The 17,462-nt window shown below is 58.7% G+C and carries 14 protein-coding genes and 4 tRNA genes; 12 read left to right on the plus strand and 6 right to left on the minus strand.

All coding sequences use genetic code 11. The annotated features are described in order from the left end of the window. Positions 1–30 precede the first annotated feature (30 nt). The 4 genes from ACOYJL_RS06895 to ACOYJL_RS06910 all read left to right on the plus strand — a co-directional run bounded on the left by ACOYJL_RS06895 (position 31) and on the right by ACOYJL_RS06910 (position 2,104). Positions 31–642: a hypothetical protein gene (locus tag ACOYJL_RS06895; protein ID WP_433569487.1), complete on the plus strand. Its 612-nt coding sequence runs from the start codon at positions 31–33 to the stop codon at positions 640–642. A 1-nt stretch (position 643) separates the two neighbouring features. Beyond that, on the plus strand, positions 644–1,675 hold the full coding sequence (gene gluQRS / locus ACOYJL_RS06900; RefSeq protein ID WP_433569488.1) for a tRNA glutamyl-Q(34) synthetase GluQRS: 1,032 nt from the start codon (positions 644–646) through the stop codon (positions 1,673–1,675). A 47-nt stretch (positions 1,676–1,722) separates the two neighbouring features. Beyond that, positions 1,723–1,814, plus strand: a tRNA-Ser gene (locus ACOYJL_RS06905). A 213-nt stretch (positions 1,815–2,027) separates the two neighbouring features. Further along, positions 2,028–2,104: transfer RNA gene (locus tag ACOYJL_RS06910), tRNA-Arg, on the plus strand. A 73-nt stretch (positions 2,105–2,177) separates the two neighbouring features. Here ACOYJL_RS06910 and ACOYJL_RS06915 read toward each other — a convergent pair. Then, positions 2,178–2,492, minus strand: coding sequence for a hypothetical protein (locus ACOYJL_RS06915; RefSeq protein ID WP_433569489.1), 315 nt, complete (start codon positions 2,490–2,492; stop codon positions 2,178–2,180). Positions 2,493–2,738: 246 nt separating this feature from the next. Here ACOYJL_RS06915 and ACOYJL_RS06920 point away from each other — a divergent pair, with 246 nt between their 5' ends. After that, entirely contained in the window at positions 2,739–3,704 is a 966-nt protein-coding gene (locus tag ACOYJL_RS06920; protein ID WP_433569490.1) for a patatin-like phospholipase family protein, read from the plus strand. A 146-nt stretch (positions 3,705–3,850) separates the two neighbouring features. On the opposite strand, the gene serS is transcribed toward ACOYJL_RS06920, so the two are convergent. Continuing rightward, on the minus strand, positions 3,851–5,134 hold the full coding sequence (gene serS, locus ACOYJL_RS06925) for a serine--tRNA ligase (protein ID WP_433569491.1): 1,284 nt from the start codon (positions 5,132–5,134) through the stop codon (positions 3,851–3,853). A gap of 143 nt (positions 5,135–5,277) precedes the next feature. Here serS and ACOYJL_RS06930 point away from each other — a divergent pair, with 143 nt between their 5' ends. Further along, on the plus strand, positions 5,278–5,472 hold the full coding sequence (locus ACOYJL_RS06930; protein WP_433569492.1) for a DUF6724 family protein: 195 nt from the start codon (positions 5,278–5,280) through the stop codon (positions 5,470–5,472). A 99-nt stretch (positions 5,473–5,571) separates the two neighbouring features. Here the strand turns inward: ACOYJL_RS06930 and ACOYJL_RS06935 are convergent. Continuing rightward, positions 5,572–5,658, minus strand: a tRNA-Leu gene (locus ACOYJL_RS06935). Positions 5,659–5,840: 182 nt separating this feature from the next. On the opposite strand from ACOYJL_RS06935, the gene ACOYJL_RS06940 reads away from it, so the two are divergent. From ACOYJL_RS06940 to pknB, 6 genes are all read left to right on the plus strand, one after another. After that, the gene (locus ACOYJL_RS06940; protein WP_433569493.1) at positions 5,841–7,625 is read left to right on the plus strand and encodes a serine/threonine-protein kinase; all 1,785 of its coding nucleotides are present in this window, start codon (positions 5,841–5,843) and stop codon (positions 7,623–7,625) included. Further along, complete coding sequence (locus tag ACOYJL_RS06945; RefSeq protein ID WP_433569494.1) at positions 7,612–8,790, plus strand: FhaA domain-containing protein; 1,179 nt, start codon at positions 7,612–7,614, stop codon at positions 8,788–8,790. The genes ACOYJL_RS06940 and ACOYJL_RS06945 overlap by 14 nt, the downstream gene beginning before the upstream one ends. Before the next feature lie 3 nt (positions 8,791–8,793). Next, a complete protein-coding gene (locus ACOYJL_RS06950) occupies positions 8,794–9,207 on the plus strand; it encodes an FHA domain-containing protein (RefSeq protein ID WP_433569495.1) in 414 nt (137 codons plus the stop codon). Continuing rightward, entirely contained in the window at positions 9,207–10,619 is a 1,413-nt protein-coding gene (locus ACOYJL_RS06955) for a Stp1/IreP family PP2C-type Ser/Thr phosphatase (protein ID WP_433569496.1), read from the plus strand. Before ACOYJL_RS06950 ends, ACOYJL_RS06955 begins: the two co-directional genes overlap by 1 nt. 2 nt (positions 10,620–10,621) lie before the next feature. Continuing rightward, positions 10,622–13,495: an FtsW/RodA/SpoVE family cell cycle protein gene (locus ACOYJL_RS06960; RefSeq protein WP_433569497.1), complete on the plus strand. Its 2,874-nt coding sequence runs from the start codon at positions 10,622–10,624 to the stop codon at positions 13,493–13,495. Between the two features lie 92 nt (positions 13,496–13,587). Continuing rightward, complete coding sequence (pknB, locus tag ACOYJL_RS06965; RefSeq protein ID WP_433569498.1) at positions 13,588–15,615, plus strand: Stk1 family PASTA domain-containing Ser/Thr kinase; 2,028 nt, start codon at positions 13,588–13,590, stop codon at positions 15,613–15,615. A 147-nt stretch (positions 15,616–15,762) separates the two neighbouring features. Here the strand turns inward: pknB and ACOYJL_RS06970 are convergent. The 3 genes from ACOYJL_RS06970 to ACOYJL_RS06980 all read right to left on the minus strand — a co-directional run bounded on the left by ACOYJL_RS06970 (position 15,763) and on the right by ACOYJL_RS06980 (position 17,460). Beyond that, a tRNA-Arg gene (locus tag ACOYJL_RS06970) sits at positions 15,763–15,838 on the minus strand. Positions 15,839–15,893: 55 nt separating this feature from the next. Further along, a complete protein-coding gene (locus ACOYJL_RS06975) occupies positions 15,894–16,577 on the minus strand; it encodes an APC family permease (RefSeq protein WP_433569499.1) in 684 nt (227 codons plus the stop codon). Next, positions 16,564–17,460 carry a phosphoribosylaminoimidazolesuccinocarboxamide synthase gene (locus ACOYJL_RS06980; RefSeq protein ID WP_433569500.1) on the minus strand — a complete coding sequence of 299 codons (897 nt, stop codon included), beginning with the start codon at positions 17,458–17,460 and terminating at the stop codon, positions 16,564–16,566. The genes ACOYJL_RS06975 and ACOYJL_RS06980 overlap by 14 nt, the downstream gene beginning before the upstream one ends. Between the last annotated feature and the right edge of the window lie 2 nt (positions 17,461–17,462).

Below are 17,462 nucleotides of genomic sequence, written 5' to 3' on the forward strand. Positions count from 1 at the left end.
ACCCGCAAGCAAGCATGAAAGGACAGTTCCTTGGCAAGCGCAATCACGTTTCGCCCGTTCATGACAAGCGATTTCGAACCGCTGGCGCGGCTCTCGCAATCGCTTTGGTATCGCATGGGCACGCCGGAGGTGTGCGCGGCCGCCGCGGCGGCAGATCTTGCAGGCTACCTTGCCGAAGCAAGCTACCGCATCGTCGCCGAGAAGGACGGAACGCTTGTCGGCGCAACACTTTGCGGCATGTCGGGGAACGAGCCTTCCGATGCGGCGACATGGCGCAAGCGTCAGAAAAAGCTTCGCGTTGCGACGGGCACCAACCCAGGCGACGGCGGCGTTACCCAAGCTGAGGAGCGCTTGACCGCCGAGTATTTGGAATCCGGCCGGCCCGAGACCGACGCGGTCATCAAGCTCCTGGCGCTCGATCCTGCCACGCAAGGCCAGGGAGCCGGTGGGCGCATGCTCGAGATGGATCGCACGTACTTGCGCAGCTTGGGCGCGCGCGGCTATTTCCTGCTAACCGACGACGACTGCGACTACTCGTTCTACGACCATAAGGGCCTTGCGCGCGCCGCGACGCACGCCCTTGCGACGCGCGGCGGAGCAAACGGTAGGTTCAACGTCTATATCTATTCGGAGCGCTTCTAACATGGCCGGCACCCCCACCCCCTCGTTTGGTGCAGGCGACAAGCGCCCCCCGACAGGACGCTTTGCCCCCACCCCGTCCGGACGCATGCACCTAGGCAACGTTTTTTCCGCCCTTCTCGCCTGGCTCTCTGCCCAGAGCGAAGGGGGCCGCATAGTGTTGCGCATTGAGGACCTCGATCCTCGCGCGCAAAACCCCGCTGCCTCCGACCTCCTGATGAGCGACCTGGATTGGCTGGGTCTTGGATGGGCCGAGGGTCCGTATTACCAGAGCAAGCGTGGCGAAATCTATTCCGACGCCATCAAGCATCTGAGCGACCTTGGACTTACGTACCCCTGCTTCTGCACCCGCTCAGAGCTGCATGCGGCTACGGCGCCGCACGCCTCGGACGGAACCTACGTGTATGCAGGCACCTGCCGTGGACTTTCAGCGGAAGAGATACGTCGACGCTCTGCCGTGCGACCTCCAGCCACTCGCCTGATGGTGCCAGATGCCGACGACCCGGCAGGGGCTATCAGCTTCGTCGATCTTGCCTTTGGCGAGCGGCGCGAGGTGCTTGCCAAGGAGTGCGGGGACTTTCTGGTACGCAGAAGCGATGGCGTCGTCGCCTACCAGCTTGCCGTGGTTGTGGATGACGCCCTCATGGGCGTGACGCAGGTTGTTCGCGGTCGCGACCTCTTGGGATCGGTTGCTCGGCAGATGTATTTGCAGCGACTGCTTGGATATCCCTCCCCTACATACGGGCACGTCCCCCTCCTGATGGCGCCAGACGGAAGGCGCCTCTCAAAGCGGGATAGCGACCTTGACCTTGGCGTCATTCGAGAACGAGGAGTCAGTCCCCAGAGAATAATTGGCATGCTGGCCTCTCTTGTTGGGCTTGCCGAACCAGGAGAGAACGCATCTCCCGACGAACTCGTAGAGCGATTCTCATGGAGCAAGATTCGATCTAACCTCGATGACATAGTTGTTGATGATGGGCTGTTGAGAAGAAATGGCCTTTACGGAAGTTTTTCTGCAGTAAGAGAAAAAGCATAGTTGTGACGGACCGACATTGTGGAGTATGATGCTCTGGCATGACGTTCGGAGAGCTGACCGAGAGGCCGAAGGTGCTCGCCTGCTAAGCGAGTATAGGGCGCAAGCTCTATCTGGGGTTCGAATCCCCAGCTCTCCGCCAGATTGTTCCGCACTGCCCAGGTTATCCCGCGGCGGTCGCGTGGAAATGAGAGGGGCGAGCTCGGAGTTATCCGATGTTCGCCCCTCATTTTGTCCTGCAGGCATGGACAGGACTGGCCGCGTCAATCCGCTAGCGTCGCAGAATATGACGAAATCGTGAAGGCAATTTTTCCTTGACTCTTCCGTTCTGATGAGTATTATGGATTGTCGCAATGCGGCGTTACCTCAGCTGGATAGAGGACCTGACTACGAATCAGGGCGTCATAGGTTCGAATCCTATACGCCGCACCACGCAAGATCACAGCCTAGACTTATGTCTGGGCTGTTTTGCTATAAAACGGGCTTCTCTCCCTCCCCATCTGCCTTACGGACGATAGCTCAAGCCAGACTTTGGCCCTTCAGACTTGTAGGAGTACGAAAGCTCCGCCGCATCGCAGAAATCCATAAGATCTGCCAGGCAATAGTCGCCATTTCCGAGAAGCGCTTCAGCCCACGGCAACCCCCAGGTCATCTTATTGTCGCGGTCAAGATGCTTTGCCATGAGCTCTGCCGTCTGGCTGGGAAACGTAACGCAGAGAGAATGGCTGGGCTCTTCGTAGGCAAGCTCCGCCGACGGACCCTCCACCTCCTCGCAAACAGTATGGGAACCGTCGCCCTCATCCCATGCGGTGAGCACCAATACATCATTACCGCCTTCTTCACGACGGATAACCCGACGACTAAGCACTGTCATGATTGCGCACCTCCCTGACCGATGATTTTATTCAGCTACAGGATACAGCTCATTGCCCATGGTATAGAACATATGTTCTGTTTTTCCCCAAACGGTTCGGCAAGTCGGCAAACGGCAGGGCCAGAGACAATTGCCTCGGACCGGAAGCGCGTTACTCTAATGACTGCACGCGACCTTTTGAACGGAGGAGCCATGAGCAAGGTTAACGGAGTGGGCGTTGCCTTCTGCGGCGGAGGATTTCGATCGTATGCCGAAGTTGCCGTTATTGAGGACATGGAGAAAAACGACATCAAGGTTGGGGCCACGGCGGGCACGTCGATGGGCTCAATGGTGGCTGCGCTCGTTGCCTCTGGAGTCTCCGCATCAAAGATCTGTGAGGAGCTCATCAAGCTTGACCGCCAAGTTGTAGAGGACGGCACCCTCAAGAACCTACGCCTCAAGGTCATCAACATGCTGACCGGCAACGGCATTCTCGATTCGTCAATTCTCGAGAAGTACGCAAGAAACGTCCTCGAAGACGTGGGCGTAAAAACGTTCGGGGACCTTGTGATGCCCGCAGCCTTTGTCGCCGTCGACCTTATCTCTGGCGACCTCTGCGTTTTTACGAATGACCCCGATCTCTTTGGGAACTCCAATGGTGGCTGGGACTGCATTGTCGGCGATGACCTTGACGTTGCAAAATGCGTGGTCGCATCCGCTTCCTATCCGCTGGTTATCTCGCCCACCACGTATCGCGGTCGCACCTTTATGGATGGCGGGAGCCGCATGAACCTGCCAACCGCGCTCTTTGATCGCTCCTCGGTTGATGCCGTCGTAGGCGTGGGAATGATCCGCTCAATGGAGCCTCTTCCGGACGTGACGCCACTCGCCATCGCTCACCGCACGATGAACTGTGGCGCCAATCAGCTCGATCGGATCTATTCGCAAGTGGCCGACGTTTATGTCAACCTTCCCGTTTCGGGAGAGGACGCCTTCCAGGCGGGAACTGGTCAGCAGGTCATCGCGGAAGCGCGAGAGATGCTGCGTGAGCACCCCATAGATTGGTCTGTGGCTAAGCCCACGCCACTTGGCGCCGTCCGACGCGCGGCCATCGATGCCTTCTCAAAGATGCTTCGCCCCGTGCTTGAGGGCGAGGGCCCGAGTGGTCGCTCGTTCTAACCAGAGCTTGTGCCGGCATACGGCGACAGCCGGACAAGAAAAGCGGGCGGTCAGCGAAATCGCTGGCCACCCGCGGCAATTGCAAAACCAATCGAAGAAGCTGTAGACGCTGTGCTCCGCTCAAGGAGCTAGCCAGTGAGCCAGTGCTACTTGATGGGCTTTATGACCTCCATGTCGCGCATGTAGGGGCGAAGAACCTCGGGCACCGTGATGGAGCCATCAGCGTTCTGGTAGTTCTCCATGATGGCGGCCATGGTTCGACCAACGGCAAGACCGGAGCCGTTGAGTGTGTGCACGAAGCGCGTACCCTTGAACGAGGGGTCCTTGTAGCGGATGTTCGCACGACGGGCCTGGAAATCCCAGCAGTTGGAGCAGGAAGAGATCTCCTTGTAGTTGTTGTAGCTCGGGAGCCACACCTCGAGGTCGTAGCACTTGGTGGCAGAGAAGCCGATATCGCCAGTGCACAGCGTTACCACGTGATAGGGCAGCCCGAGCAGCTGCAGGCACCTCTCAGCCTCGGCAACCATGCTCTCGAGCTGGTTCATGGAGTCCTCGGGGGTGGCAAACTTTACCATCTCGACCTTGTCGAACTCATGAACGCGGATGATGCCTCGCGTGTCACGGCCGGCAGAACCGGCCTCCTCGCGGAAGCATGGCGTGTAGGCGCAGTACCAAAGCGGCAGCTGCGAGCCATCGAGAATCTCGTCGCGATGGATGTTGGTGAGCATGACCTCGGCCGTGGGAATCAGGTACATTCCACCGCTGACATGATAGAGGTCTTCGTCAAACTTAGGCAGCTGGCCAGTGCCAAAGAGGCTTTCGTAGTTGGTGATGACAGGCGGCCACCACTCCTTGAACCCGGCCTTCACGTGCGTGTCGATAAAGAAGTTGATGAGGGCGCGCTCCATAAGGGCGCCTGCGCCACCAAGCAGATAGAAGCGGGTGCCAGCAAGTTTGATGCCCCGGTCAAAGTCGATCATTCCCGTCTCGGGACCAAGGTCCCAGTGCGCCTTGGGCTCGAAGTCAAACTTGGTAGGCTCGCCCCACCTTCGGACCTCGGGGTTGTCGGAATCGTCAACGCCGTAAGGCACGGACTCATGCGGGATGTTAGGTATGGCCGCAACAAGGTCAAAGAGATCCTTCTCAACCTTTGTGCGCTTCTCGTTAAGCTCGGAGATGCGCTCCTTGTTGGCAGCGACCTTTGCCTTGGCGGCCTCGGCCTCGTCCTTCTTGCCTTCTTTCATCAGCTTGCCGATCTGCTTAGATACAGCATTGCGGTCGGCCTGAAGCTTCTCAACCTCAGCAATGACTGAACGACGCTCCTCGTCAAGCTCGAAGAACCTCTCCCTGTCCCAATGAGCGTTCTGGCGAGATGCGCAGGACTTGTCGACGATGTCCGGGTTCTCGCGTACGAACTTAATGTCGAGCATATGTGCACTCCTTGCGATTGTGCGGCAGCCCGTGCCGCCCGAGTTTGTGCTGTGAGCATCGCGATGCCCAGCAGTCACCCAAGTATATACTTGTGCGGAAACGAGTTGGCCCCTTGGGGGCCGGTCCCCAAGGAGGCTTTCACATGGACGACTTCTTCACGTGGCTCTTTAACGATCGCACCGGCGTTGTGTGTCTCATCGTTGGCGGCATCCTCATCTGCCTGCTCATTTCGTTCATTCTCGAGCGCAAGACGCGCAAGATTTACTACAACCACGAGAAGAGCGATGACGACTGGGACCTCTTTGACGACGACGAGGACGAAGACTCCAGCAAGTAGCCACCACCGAGCGGGCCGCTCGCTTATGAACTCGCTCCCCGAAAGGGCTTTGATATGAAAAAAGGTTCCCAGCAATTAGTGGGAACCCTCAGAGCTCAATGGTGCGGGCGAAAGGACTTGAACCTTCATGAGATTGCTCTCATACGGACCTGAACCGTACGCGTCTGCCAATTCCGCCACGCCCGCGTGTTGTATAAATGTAACGCAATTCTCGACCTTTGCAAACGAGAATTTCCAACTCTTGGTAGGAATCTTATCTAGATTCGTAAGCAATTCGTGCAGTGCTATGCGCCTATACACATCGCGTTAGAATCAGACCTGTCGTCACGGCAGACGAAAACACACCTAAAAACGCCCAAGGAGCCGCCGTGGGAAGCACCGAATCCACGAATACCGTTGTTAGGCCTTCGCCAGAGGGCTCTTCTGGCGTGCCCAACGAGGTTCTCCTTGGTCGCTATCGCGTGCTTGCGAGACGCGGCACCGGCGGGTTTGGGGCTGTCTGCACCTGCTGGGACACACGCCTTCAGCGTCGCGTCGCAATAAAGCGCATTCCCGTGCTTTCTGGCGCTGAGCTGCGAGGCATGTCCACCTCGACAGTCGAAGAAGCGCTTGCCGAGGCGAGGACCGCGTGCCTGCTTGCCCACCCAAACATAGTGACGGTCTACGACTTTGAGACAGACGGCTCATATGCCTATATCGTAATGGAGTACGTCGACGGGCTGAACCTTTCCGAGCTCCTTGCCCGCGTGGAGGGCGGCGTATTGACCCATGACGAGTGCGCCCACCTAGTGAAATCCGTCTCAGAGGCCCTGTCCTACGCACACGAAAACGGGGTTCTCCATCTGGACATCAAGCCCACCAACATCATGATTGACCGTCAGGGCACCGTGAAGCTGACCGATTTTGGCATGGCAACGCTCGCTTCAGCCGCAGGGTACGGCGGCGCTCGCGGAGGAACCGTGGGCTATATGCCGCCCGAGCAGATCCAAGGGCTAATGGTTGATGAGCGCGCCGACGTCTTCTCGTTGGCCGTTGTCACCTGGCAGGCGCTCACGGGAAAGGACCCCTTTGCGGCGGGCTCGGCCAAAGACTCGCTTGACGTTATTGCACGAGGCCCCAAGCCCCCGCTCGCAAAGCTCGACCCCTCGCTTGGCCCTACAGCCATCGCGGCTATTGACCAGGCAATTCTTCCTGATGCGACCATGCGAGAGCCATCAATTGATGACTTTAGCTCCCGCGTGCTCGCTGACCTTGGCGATTCGACCGTAGGCGCAACATCGCTGCGCAACCTCATTGACCAGTCAGAGCAAGACGACCCAGAGGAACCCTGGGATGTTCGTCATTTGCCTGCATACGTGCGCTTCCCGTGGCTTTCCTCCGTGATTGAGCGCGCAATCTCGGCGATCTTCACGTTCTTGTTCATCAACCAAACGCTTTCCGCTTCCGCGCTTAACCAAGACACGTTTTCGCTGGCAGCTGCCTTGATTTCAGCGGGAGTCTGTGCGTTCTGGCCACCCAGCGGGTCGGTTTTTGCCATCATCGCTCTTGTCGCATCCGTAGCAACAACGACAATCACCAACGCATCGTTCCCGCTCGCCCTTGTTCTGGGCGTGGGCTTGTTTGCATGGTGGCTCAACGTTGGCCGACAAGATTTTGTCGCCTCTGGAGCACTATTGGCCCCAAGCGTGACCTTGTGCCCCGCGGCCGGCGTAGCTCTTGCTGGCTACGGCATGGATCCACTCCCCGCAGCCATAACGGGAGGGGTTGGCGCGCTTTTCTCGCTTGTCTATGACGTGTCCATTGAAAGCGCGATGTCAGCGCAAGCCATTGCGTATAACCTGGCGCCCCTTCTGGCTAGCGCCTCAACATGGGTTGTCATTGGGTTCTGCGCGCTCGGGGCGGGCGTCGCCTCGTCAATCGCCATGCGAGGAAGCGTTGCCTCGGGCCTCGTTGGACAGGGCGTGGGCTTTACTCTGGCAATTTTGGGTTTGGTCTGGTCGTCGCAGATGGAAAATGGCTGGGTTTGGACCAGCACCCTTAGTGGAAGCTGCGCCATTGCGGTACTCTTGAGTGTGACTTTGTGCATTGAGACTGTCCTGAGAGGCCCTCTCGATGGCGATCAGGAAAGTGAGGATTCATATGAGCTTTCTTAGCGACTTCGAGGATCGCATCTCGTCTGTGTTTGACTCTGCGCCGCAGGGCTACACGGCGCCCTTTTCGTTTAAGAAGCTAGCAAAGCGTGCAGCACGCGAGATGGAAAACGAAACCTATGAGATAGACGGCGTTGACACCGCTCCGGCGCTTTATACGGTGCTCGTCTCCTCAGAAGATGACGCCCTCATGCGGCCCCTCTATGAGCAGATTACGTACGAGACGTCTGAGTTTGTAACCGCCTCGGCAAACAAGAAGGGCTACGCCTTCGTTGGCAAGCCTCTTGTGCGTTTTATGGTCGACCAGACCCTGAAGCCGGGAAAGTTCGAGGTATTTGCCGAGAATGTCGACTCGCGCACGCTCGAGCGGCTTCGCCGAGAAGAGCGCGCCTTCATGGGCGGAAACTCCCTTGTAGGCGGCGCAGCGTCATCAGGCTCCAGTGCAAAGCACAGTCCTGCTCCGGCGGTATCTACGCCCATCCCCACGCGTCAGCCCGCAGCCCCCGCCGCATCTCCCTCCGCAACCGGAGGAACCGACGCCGGCCTTGACGTGATGCCCGCAGAGTATATGGACGCCGTTCCCGCCGTCATTCCGGCCGTCTCTTCACCCTCTTCGTCCACGCCGATGCCCGTCCCCTACATCGACGACATCCGCACGCAGGACGCTCAGTCGCCTAGCCCCATCCGCACCTCCACGCCCAATGCCTCCCCCGCTCCGCGCGCTGCGGTCAACCAGCCTATGCAGGAGGTTCAACCTCAGCAGCCACTTCAGCAGGCTCAGCCGCAGCCCCAGCAGCAGGTTCAGCCTCAGGAGGTGCCCGCCACCTTGCGCCGCGCAACACCACAGGACGGCGCACACGCCGCTATGGCGCAGGCGCCCCAAGCAACCTGCATGCTCATTGACCGTCAAAACGGTCGCACATACACAGCAAAGGCGCCCAGCAGCGTCATCGGCCGCGAGCGCTCTCAGTGCAACATCATTCTGCGAGACCCCAACGTCTCTCGCCGTCATGCTGAGCTTACCTATGACGGTCGCGATTGGCATATTCTTGACCTCAACTCGACCAACGGCACGCTCGTGAACGATATCGATGTCGACGAGTGCATCCTTCGCGACGGAGACCTGATAACCGTTGGGCTCGTGAACCTCGAGTTCAGGGAGAACTAGGCCATGATTGACCTCATTCTGTTTGCGGGGCGCATTCTTCTCGTCGTGCTCCTCTATGTGTTCCTCTTTGCGGCCATGCGCACGGGCATCGGCCTTGTAAAGGGACAGCGAAAGGACACTGCCATTTGGTCGGTGGACGTCGAGAAGGGCAACCGCGAGCTCAGAGGTCTGCACGTCGACATCCTAGGGCCTGTTGTGGTTGGTCGCTCGCCTTCGTCAGATATTGTGATCGACGAGCCTTACGTCTCAGCAACGCACGCGCGCTTCACCATCCAAGGCCCAGCGCTCGTGCTGGAAGACCTTAACTCCACCAATGGGACCATGGTCAACGGTCATCCCATCGACCAGCCCGTTACCTTGCGAGACGCGGACGAGGTGCAGGTTGGCGACACGATTATGCGTGTGAGCCGTCAATAATGGCCGCTGAAGACACAGAAGGCCTGGGCCTCGCCGCCCAGAAGACACCCTCGGTACCTGAGGTTCCTCAGACGCCCGAGGCAACCGAAGCCCCCGCCGCGAACGGTGGAGACTCGTCATCTGAGCTTGAAGACACCGCCCCTACCCCCGCCACCCCCGTCAACGCCCCCGGCAGGGCCGAGATTCCCGTTGAGGGTCGCGCGGGCGCAGACACAACCAATGGCTCGAACTCATTCATCTCGTGGGGGGCTCGCTCAGACGTTGGCCTTGTCCGCAGCCATAATGAAGACTCCTTCTTGGTCCGCCCTCCCTGCTTTGCAGTGTGCGACGGCATGGGAGGCCATGCCGCCGGCGAGGTGGCGAGCGCCATCGCCGTACAGACCATTGGCGACAAGGCCCCAGCAACGGCGGACGACACTCTCTTGGGCGTCGCCGTTGAGGAAGCGAACGCCGCAGTCATCGAGGGCGCCGAGTCCGGAAAAGGCAAGCCCGGGATGGGCTGCACCGCGTCCGTTGCGCTCATCGAGGGCAACCGCCTTGCCGTGGCACACGTTGGTGATTCTCGCATTTACCTGCTCCACGCTGGCACGCTCGTGCGTGTAACGCGCGACCATTCGTACGTCGAGGAGCTCGTCGACGCCGGCCAGATTACCGCCGACGAGGCACGCGTGCACCCATCGCGCTCCATCATTACCCGCGCGCTAGGCTCTGACCCAGATATGTATGCCGACCACTTCTCGCTCGACGTCAGCACCGGCGACCGCCTGATCATCTGCTCGGACGGGCTTTCCAGCATGGTGCCCGACGACCAGATAGAGACGCTTGCGATCTCTAGCGTCACGCCGCAGCAGGCTGCTGACAACCTTGTCTCTGCGGCCCTCACCGCAGGCGGCGCAGATAACGTCACCGTAATTGTCGTCGACGTCATAAACGATGGCGTGGCCGACGCCAACCGCAAGCGCTTCGCAAAACGCGCAGCAAAGCTCTTCATCGGCATCATAGCGACCATAATCGCCGTTTTCGCAATTCTATTTCTCGTTGCCTCCAACTTCTGGTATCTGGGGGCAAATGGCGACACCGTAGGCGTCTACCAGGGCATTTCCGGCAGCTTCCTCGGATTGAGCTTCTCGCAGCTCGTGGAGACAACGGCGGTCGAGATCAGCGACCTTCCGTCTTCTGTGCAGACTCAGCTCACTACGGATGGTATCAGCGTTGACAGCGAGGAGGAGGCCCTTGCGACCGTAGAGTCTTACCGCCAGCAAATTGACGAGGAGAAGACCCGCGCCGCCCAAAAGGCGACAGAAGTTGCCGCGGAAGGCGGGTCTGGCGCTACGGCCGAAAGCGAGAGCACCACAAGCAGCGATGCCACCAGCAGCAACGACACGACAACAACCACCGAAGGAGGCGAATAGCCGTGGCAAAGGAACTCTTCCATGCAGGTAGCCGAAGGAACACCGAGCTCTTGTTCTTGGTTCTGGCAGCTATTCCTGTCCTGCTTCTCTATGCGATGTACGTCGCCGACACGAACACTGATGTAACGCTGAGCACGCTCGCCGTGCCCATTGGACTCTTTGCGGCATTCGCCATCGCCCACATTGCGATACGGCTGCTTGCCCCAGACGCCGACCCCATGATCTTGCCCGTCGTGTTCTTGCTTTCGGGCATTGGCATCACGTTTGTCACGAGGCTTGCCCCTGACTTGGCAACGAACCAGGTAATTTGGCTATTCGTCTCGGTTGCTGCCATGGTGGCCACGCTTTTTATTGTTAAGGATCTGGACAAGCTTGCCGACTATAAGTACACGATTGGTTTCGTAGGCGTCATCCTGCTGCTCCTGCCCATGATCATTGGCACCGAGAAGAACGGAAGCAAGCTGTGGATCACGTTTGGCAGCTTCTCGTTCCAGCCGGGCGAGCTTGCAAAAATCCTGATTGTTCTGTTCTTGGCGTTCTATCTGGCCGTCAACCGAGAAGCGCTCTCCTCCTCCATGCAGAAGGTCGGCCCCTTCAAGATGCCGCGCCTGCGCATGCTGTTGCCGCTGTTCATTGTGTGGGGCATCAGCCTATTGCTTGTCGTCTTCGAGCGTGACTTGGGAAGCGCCCTCCTCTTCTTTGTCTACTTCGTGGTTATGCTGTACGTTGCCACAGGGCGCTGGAGCTATGTCATCATCGCCCTCGCCCTCCTGCTGCTTGGCTTTGTTGCGTGCTACCACCTGTTCTCGCACGTCAAGACCCGTGTTGACATGTGGATTGACCCTTGGAGCGACGCTCAGGGCGGCGGTTATCAGATTGTGCAATCGCTCTATTCCATTGCCGATGGCAACCTTGTTGGCACCGGAATCGGCAAGGGCATGCCAACGCTGATTCCATTTGTCGAGAGCGACTTCATCTTTTCGGCCATTGCCGAGGAGATGGGCCTGCTTGGCTCAAGTGCTGTCATCATCCTGTACATGATCTTCTGCGTGCGTGGCTTTGCCACTGCCGCCCGTGCCAAGTCTGACTCGTCCGCGTTTGCCGCCGCGGGCCTTACCACGGTCATCGGCTTCCAAGCGTTCTTGATTATTGCCGGCGTCACTAAGCTCCTTCCTCTTACGGGTGTTACGCTGCCCTTTATGAGCCAGGGCGGCACATCTCTGCTCTCGAGCTTCATCATTGTGGGACTGCTCATGCGTGCGGGCGACGAGGGCACCGGCCGTGAGGCAGAGCTTATCTCCGCCCCCTCCAGCAGCTCTTCTACCAGGCTTTCTGCCGCCGGCGTTCAGACGCAGGCATCGGCATTCGTCCATGGCACGCACGTACGCGGTCGCTTTGAGACCGTGGGACCCGAGTCCGGAGTCCTTGGTCGCGTCGCCTTGGGCAAGCGCCTTACCGCGCTTATCACAACGTTCGCGATTCTCTTTGCCGTGCTCATTGGCAACCTGACCTATCTCCAGATCTTTGACGCGTCACGCATCCAGAATCTCCCGACCAACAACCACACGATTGCCAAGAGCGCCTACGTACAGTGCGGCGCCATCATCACCTCGGACGGCGTAACGCTTGCTGAGAGCGTCAAACAGGACGACGGTACGTACGTGCGCGAGTATCCGCAGGGGAGTCTCGCCTCCCATACAGTTGGATATATCTCAACCCGCTATGGGAGCAGCGGCATCGAGTCAACCATGAATGAGACGCTCACCGGCCACTCCGACTACTCCAACTGGACGAGCGCGCTCTACTCGCTTGCGGGAATCCAAAGCGCTGGCAACACCGTGGCGCTCACCATCAACTCTCAGATGCAAATTGCCGCGGAGGAGGCACTCGAGGGCTATGTCGGCGCCATCGTTGTGCTTGACCCGTCGACAGGGGCGGTGCTAGCGAAAGCAAGCTCGCCCACCTACAGCAACGACGAGCTTGACACTCTCATGAGCTCGGACTCGTCTTCGGCGCTGCTTGACCGCACCACGCAAGCGCTCTACTCTCCGGGCTCCACGTTCAAGGCCGTCACGCTGTCTGCCGCCCTCGACACAGGGACCACCACACTCGACACCGTCTATGACGCCAGCCCCTCCATCGAGATTGGCGGCGCCGAGGTCAGCAACTACGGCTACTACGACTATGGAACTCCAACCCTCAAGGAGGCTTTTGCGCTCTCGTCTAACACGGTGTTTGGGCAGGTAGGCGTGCAGGTTGGCGCCGAGAACCTGGTTGCCTACGCAGACGCCTTCGGCTATGGAACCAACGTCGGTCAGGACTTCTACACCGTAGCCTCGCTCATGCCCGAGCCCTCCGAAATGACCGAGTGGGAGACGGCTTGGGCCGCCTGCGGCCAGCCTGTCGGCGAGCACGAGAGCCCCGCAGGACCACAGGTCACCGTCATGCAAAATGCCATGGTCGCGCAGGCCATCGCAAACAACGGCGTTGTAATGAACCCCTATGTGGTTGACCACATCCTCTCGCCTGAGGGGACCGTCATCTCTACCACCACCCCGAAGTCATTGGGCCAGGCCGTCTCTTCGGAGACCGCTGCGGAGGTCAAGGAGGCCATGCTTGCCGTCGTCGATCACGGCACGGGCACGAACGCGCAGATTTCCGGAGTCCAGGTAGCCGGGAAGACTGGCACCGCGCAAATCGAGGATGGCAAGATCAACTCGTTCTTCATCGGCTTTGCCCCGTATGACAACCCCACACTGGTTATTTCAGTATGCATTGAGGGATACGACGGAACTGACGTTGAGGGGTACGCGGCCTCTGTGGCTGGAGAAGTCCTGGCCAAGTGCCTCAACATTCAAGCTCTGGGGGCAAGCTAATGGGCGTAGCACGACGATGACTTTATAACCGCTGAGCACACAAAACGGAGATTTAAGATGCGGTAGAACCGCCAGGTTGATGGGAGAGACTGATGGCAGGTAGGGTGTTGGGGGGACGTTATCAAGTCCTCGACAAAATCGGGACAGGCGGCATGGCCACGGTGTTCCGAGGGATGGACCAGGTTCTGGGTCGCACTGTCGCAATCAAGACGATGCTTCCCCAGTACGCCTCCGACCCATCCTTTGCAGCCCGCTTCAAGCAGGAGGCGCAGGCTGCGGCCGCGCTTCAGAGTCCTTATATCGTCTCGGTCTACGACTGGGGCAAGGATGCCGACACGTATTACATCGTGATGGAGTATCTGCGCGGAACCGACCTCAAGAGCGGCATCCGAAAGCACGGGGCGCTCGACTGCAAGAAGGTCGCTCAAATCGGCTCTCAGATTGCACAAGCGCTTTCTGTCGCGCACAAGCATGACATCATTCACCGCGACATCAAGCCGCAAAACATCATGGTGCAGCCTGACGGAAACATCAAGGTGATGGACTTTGGCATCGCACGCGCAAAGAACAGCCACCTGACCGCTGACAATTCCGTGCTCGGCACCGCTCACTACGTCTCCCCAGAGCAGACCCAGGGCAAAGAGCTTGGTCCCACCACCGACATCTACTCGCTTGGCATCGTAATGTACGAGGCGTCCACTGGTCGTGTTCCTTTTGAGGGCGACGACGCCATCAGCGTCGCGCTCAAACAGGTAAACGAGCAGCCCAAGCCGCCTTCAGAGATCAACCCCAACGTTGACCCCCAGCTTGAGTCCATCATCCTGAAGTGCATGCAGAAAGACCCCAAGGACCGCTTCCAGACTGCCGACGAGCTCTATCACACGCTGCGCGACTACCTCGCTGGTCGCATGCAGGCCGTTGCCACCGCAACGGCGATGCTCCCCGCGACCCCCACGGTTGCCATGGGCGCGCACTCCAAGGGAGCGACGCAGACCATCCCCCGCATCCAGAACACCAACAGGCAGCGTCCGATGAGGGCGACCGAGCAGGCTCAGGCTGAAGAAGAGGAACGAAAAAAGAAGTCGAATCGCAAGAAGGTCATCGGAATCATCGCGGCGGTCGTTGCCATCGCAGCCGTCGGGTTCCTCATCTACTCGATCTTGAGCTCCGGATCACAGTCGTACTCCGTGCCCAACCTTTCTGGCTATACGCTCGAGCAAGCACAGAGCGCCATCGATGCCGACGGGCACTTTACCTTGGATACCGACAACGTCACGTACCAGTACTCAGACACCGTCGAGGAGGGCAAGATCATCGATCAGACGCCGTCTGCAGGTAGGACTGCAACCGAGGGCACGGTCATCACCGTCGTAGTGTCCAAGGGCGAAGAACCCGCAGCTACAGTAACGGTGCCTGACCTGTCCGGAATGACGCCGAGCGAGGTCACCGAGACGCTCAACTCCTATGGCCTGAAGGGGCAGGCAGGCGATTCGGTCTACGACAGCGACGTTGAGGTCGGTCATGTCGCTAGCCAGGAGCCCAGCGCCGGAAGCGAGGCCAAGGCGGGCGATACCATCGTCTATCACCTGTCTCAGGGCACCGAGCAGGTCGAGGTTCCTAACGTTGTTGGCTACACCGAGAGCGCAGCGACCAGCGCGCTAGAGAGCGCGGGCTTCTCGGTCAACGTGACTTCGTCTTCCTCCTCTACCGTCGCAAGCGGCAAGGTCATCAGCTCGTCCCCGTCCAGCGGCAGCAGCGCAGACAAGGGCAGCACAGTCACGATTGTTGTCTCGACCGGTCCCGCGTCGGTGTCCGTCCCGAACGTCGTGGGCTATAGCGTCTCTAGCGCAGAGTCCAAGCTTGAGAACGCTGGCTTCTCCGTGAACATCGTCTATCAGGAAAGCACCCAGTCCGCAGGCACGGTCATTGCTCAGTCCGCAACAAGCGCTACCAGCGGCTCGACAATCACGATTACCGTCTCTAGCGGGTCGTCTACGTCTTCAAGCAATAGCAGCGACAGCTCCTCAGACACAACGTCGGACAGCACCGACTCTAGCTCTGACACAAGTTCGTCAAGTAGCAACTCGAGCAACACAAGCGGCTCGAGCAGTAGTGACTAGCGGATACGCATTGCGTTGAACAATGGAGGGGCGGGATGGCTTACAAAGACATCCCGCCCCTTCTCGATCCCTTCGCGTGGCACAGACGGCGGCGCATAATAAAAGCAGGTCAGACCTCAGTAGCTGGTCTGACCTGCTGTTCTATCGTGGTGCCCCCGGGCCGATTCGAACGGCCGACACCAGGTTTAGGAAACCTGTGCTCTATCCCCTGAGCTACGAGGGCGCAAGTAGGTATTCTACCATCGCGCACGCTCTTCTGTGCCGAGAGCCGCTACTTACTACTGCTTCTTGCCCTTTCTTGCCTGCTTCTTGGCCTGCTTTTCAGCCTCTTCGGCAACCAGACGCTTGCGCTCCTTTTCGAGTATGTCTGCGATCTTCTTGTCGGAGTAGCTGGCAACCTGACGCTCAGTGGCCTTGCGGATGGGGCGGCGAACAACCCAGTCGTACACAAAACCGCCAATGATAAGCGCATATGCGGCAATCAAGGCGATTACTGAGATTGCGCCAACAACGGAGGTGTAGTCAGAGCTGTCCGTTGGATAAAGCCATACAATGACGAGCGTCACCAGCGTCAGGGCAAAGCCGACACCGATAAGAATCCACCACGTGCGCTCGGTCTGGTGATAGCGCTCGTTGCTCCTCAGAACGACCTCGTATCCGCGCTGCCTGAAGTCCTCCTCATCGCGCTGCTTGCGGCGAGCGGCCTTCTTAGCGTCCTTCGACTCTTTGGAGTTGCCGAGCGATGCCGAGCTCTTCTCGCTCACTCGTACCGAAGAAGCTGCCTCGCGACTGGGCTTGGCAGTCGCAGCAGAGCTCTTATACGTACGAGGGCGATTCTTTACGTCCTCGGCGTCGTCCTTCTTCTTGCCGCCAGACTTGGACTTACTCTTGCGACCTGTGGGAAGGTTTCCGGCCTCTTGGGCCTCCTTTTGCGCTCCCGCGAGCGTATCACGCAGTGACATGGATCTCCTTCATGGGCTCAAACGTCTTGCCGGTAATAATCTTGAACGCCTCCTCGTAGCGCGCGGAAGTTCCACGCACAACGTCCTCGGGAAGGTGAGGCGGCTCTCCAACCATGTCCCAGTTGGCGCGCAGCCAATCGCGCACATACTGCTTGTCATAGCTAGGCTGGACATGACCAGGCTCATAGCCCTCGGCAGGCCAGAAGCGGCTAGAGTCAGGGGTCAGGCACTCATCAATGAGCGTGAGCTTGCCATCGATGAAGCCAAATTCAAACTTCGTGTCGGCAATGATAATGCCGCGCGTTGCCGCATACTCAGCCGCAGCGTTGTAAATGGACAGGGACGCATCACGCAGCTGAGTGGCTACGTCATTGCCAACAAGCTCAGCGCAGCGTTCAAACGAGATGTTCTCGTCGTGGTCGCCAATCGCGGCCTTTGTAGAAGGCGTAAAGATGGGCTCAGGCAGCTTGGAAGCCTCGGTCAGACCGTCAGGCAACTTGATTCCGCACACAGTGCCGTCTTGGTCGTAGGTCTTCTTGCCAGAGCCAGTGAGATAGCCGCGCACAATGCACTCGATGGGCACGGTCTTAGCCTTCTTGACCAGCATGGAGCGACCCGTCAGATACTCGGCGTACTTGTGGTACTCCTCCGGGAAGTCGGCGACATCCATAGAAATCATGTGGTTAGGCATAAGGTCGGCAAAGCGATCGAACCAGAACGCAGAGATGCGCGTAAGAATCTCTCCCTTATAGGGAATCTCATCCGGAAGGATGTAGTCAAACGCACTAATGCGGTCGGAGGCAACCATCAAGAGGCTGTCACCACAATCGTAAATGTCGCGAACCTTTCCATGGGAATCTGGACGCATGTCGATAGATGACATTG

Source organism: Tractidigestivibacter sp. (genome assembly GCF_050946515.1).
Lineage (GTDB): Bacteria > Actinomycetota > Coriobacteriia > Coriobacteriales > Atopobiaceae > Tractidigestivibacter.

Bases quoted from the DNA above. Each gene is read 5' to 3' on its own strand.
- gluQRS (WP_433569488.1), top strand. From the start codon at position 644: ATGGCCGGCACCCCCACCCCCTCGTTTGGTGCAGGCGACAAGCGCCCC.
- ACOYJL_RS06920 (WP_433569490.1), top strand. From the start codon at position 2,739: ATGAGCAAGGTTAACGGAGTGGGCGTTGCCTTCTGCGGCGGAGGATTT.
- serS (WP_433569491.1), bottom strand. From the start codon at position 5,134: ATGCTCGACATTAAGTTCGTACGCGAGAACCCGGACATCGTCGACAAG.
- ACOYJL_RS06930 (WP_433569492.1), top strand. From the start codon at position 5,278: ATGGACGACTTCTTCACGTGGCTCTTTAACGATCGCACCGGCGTTGTG.
- ACOYJL_RS06945 (WP_433569494.1), top strand. From the start codon at position 7,612: ATGAGCTTTCTTAGCGACTTCGAGGATCGCATCTCGTCTGTGTTTGAC.
- ACOYJL_RS06950 (WP_433569495.1), top strand. From the start codon at position 8,794: ATGATTGACCTCATTCTGTTTGCGGGGCGCATTCTTCTCGTCGTGCTC.
- ACOYJL_RS06955 (WP_433569496.1), top strand. From the start codon at position 9,207: ATGGCCGCTGAAGACACAGAAGGCCTGGGCCTCGCCGCCCAGAAGACA.
- pknB (WP_433569498.1), top strand. From the start codon at position 13,588: ATGGCAGGTAGGGTGTTGGGGGGACGTTATCAAGTCCTCGACAAAATC.
- ACOYJL_RS06975 (WP_433569499.1), bottom strand. From the start codon at position 16,577: ATGTCACTGCGTGATACGCTCGCGGGAGCGCAAAAGGAGGCCCAAGAG.
- ACOYJL_RS06980 (WP_433569500.1), bottom strand. From the start codon at position 17,460: ATGTCATCTATCGACATGCGTCCAGATTCCCATGGAAAGGTTCGCGAC.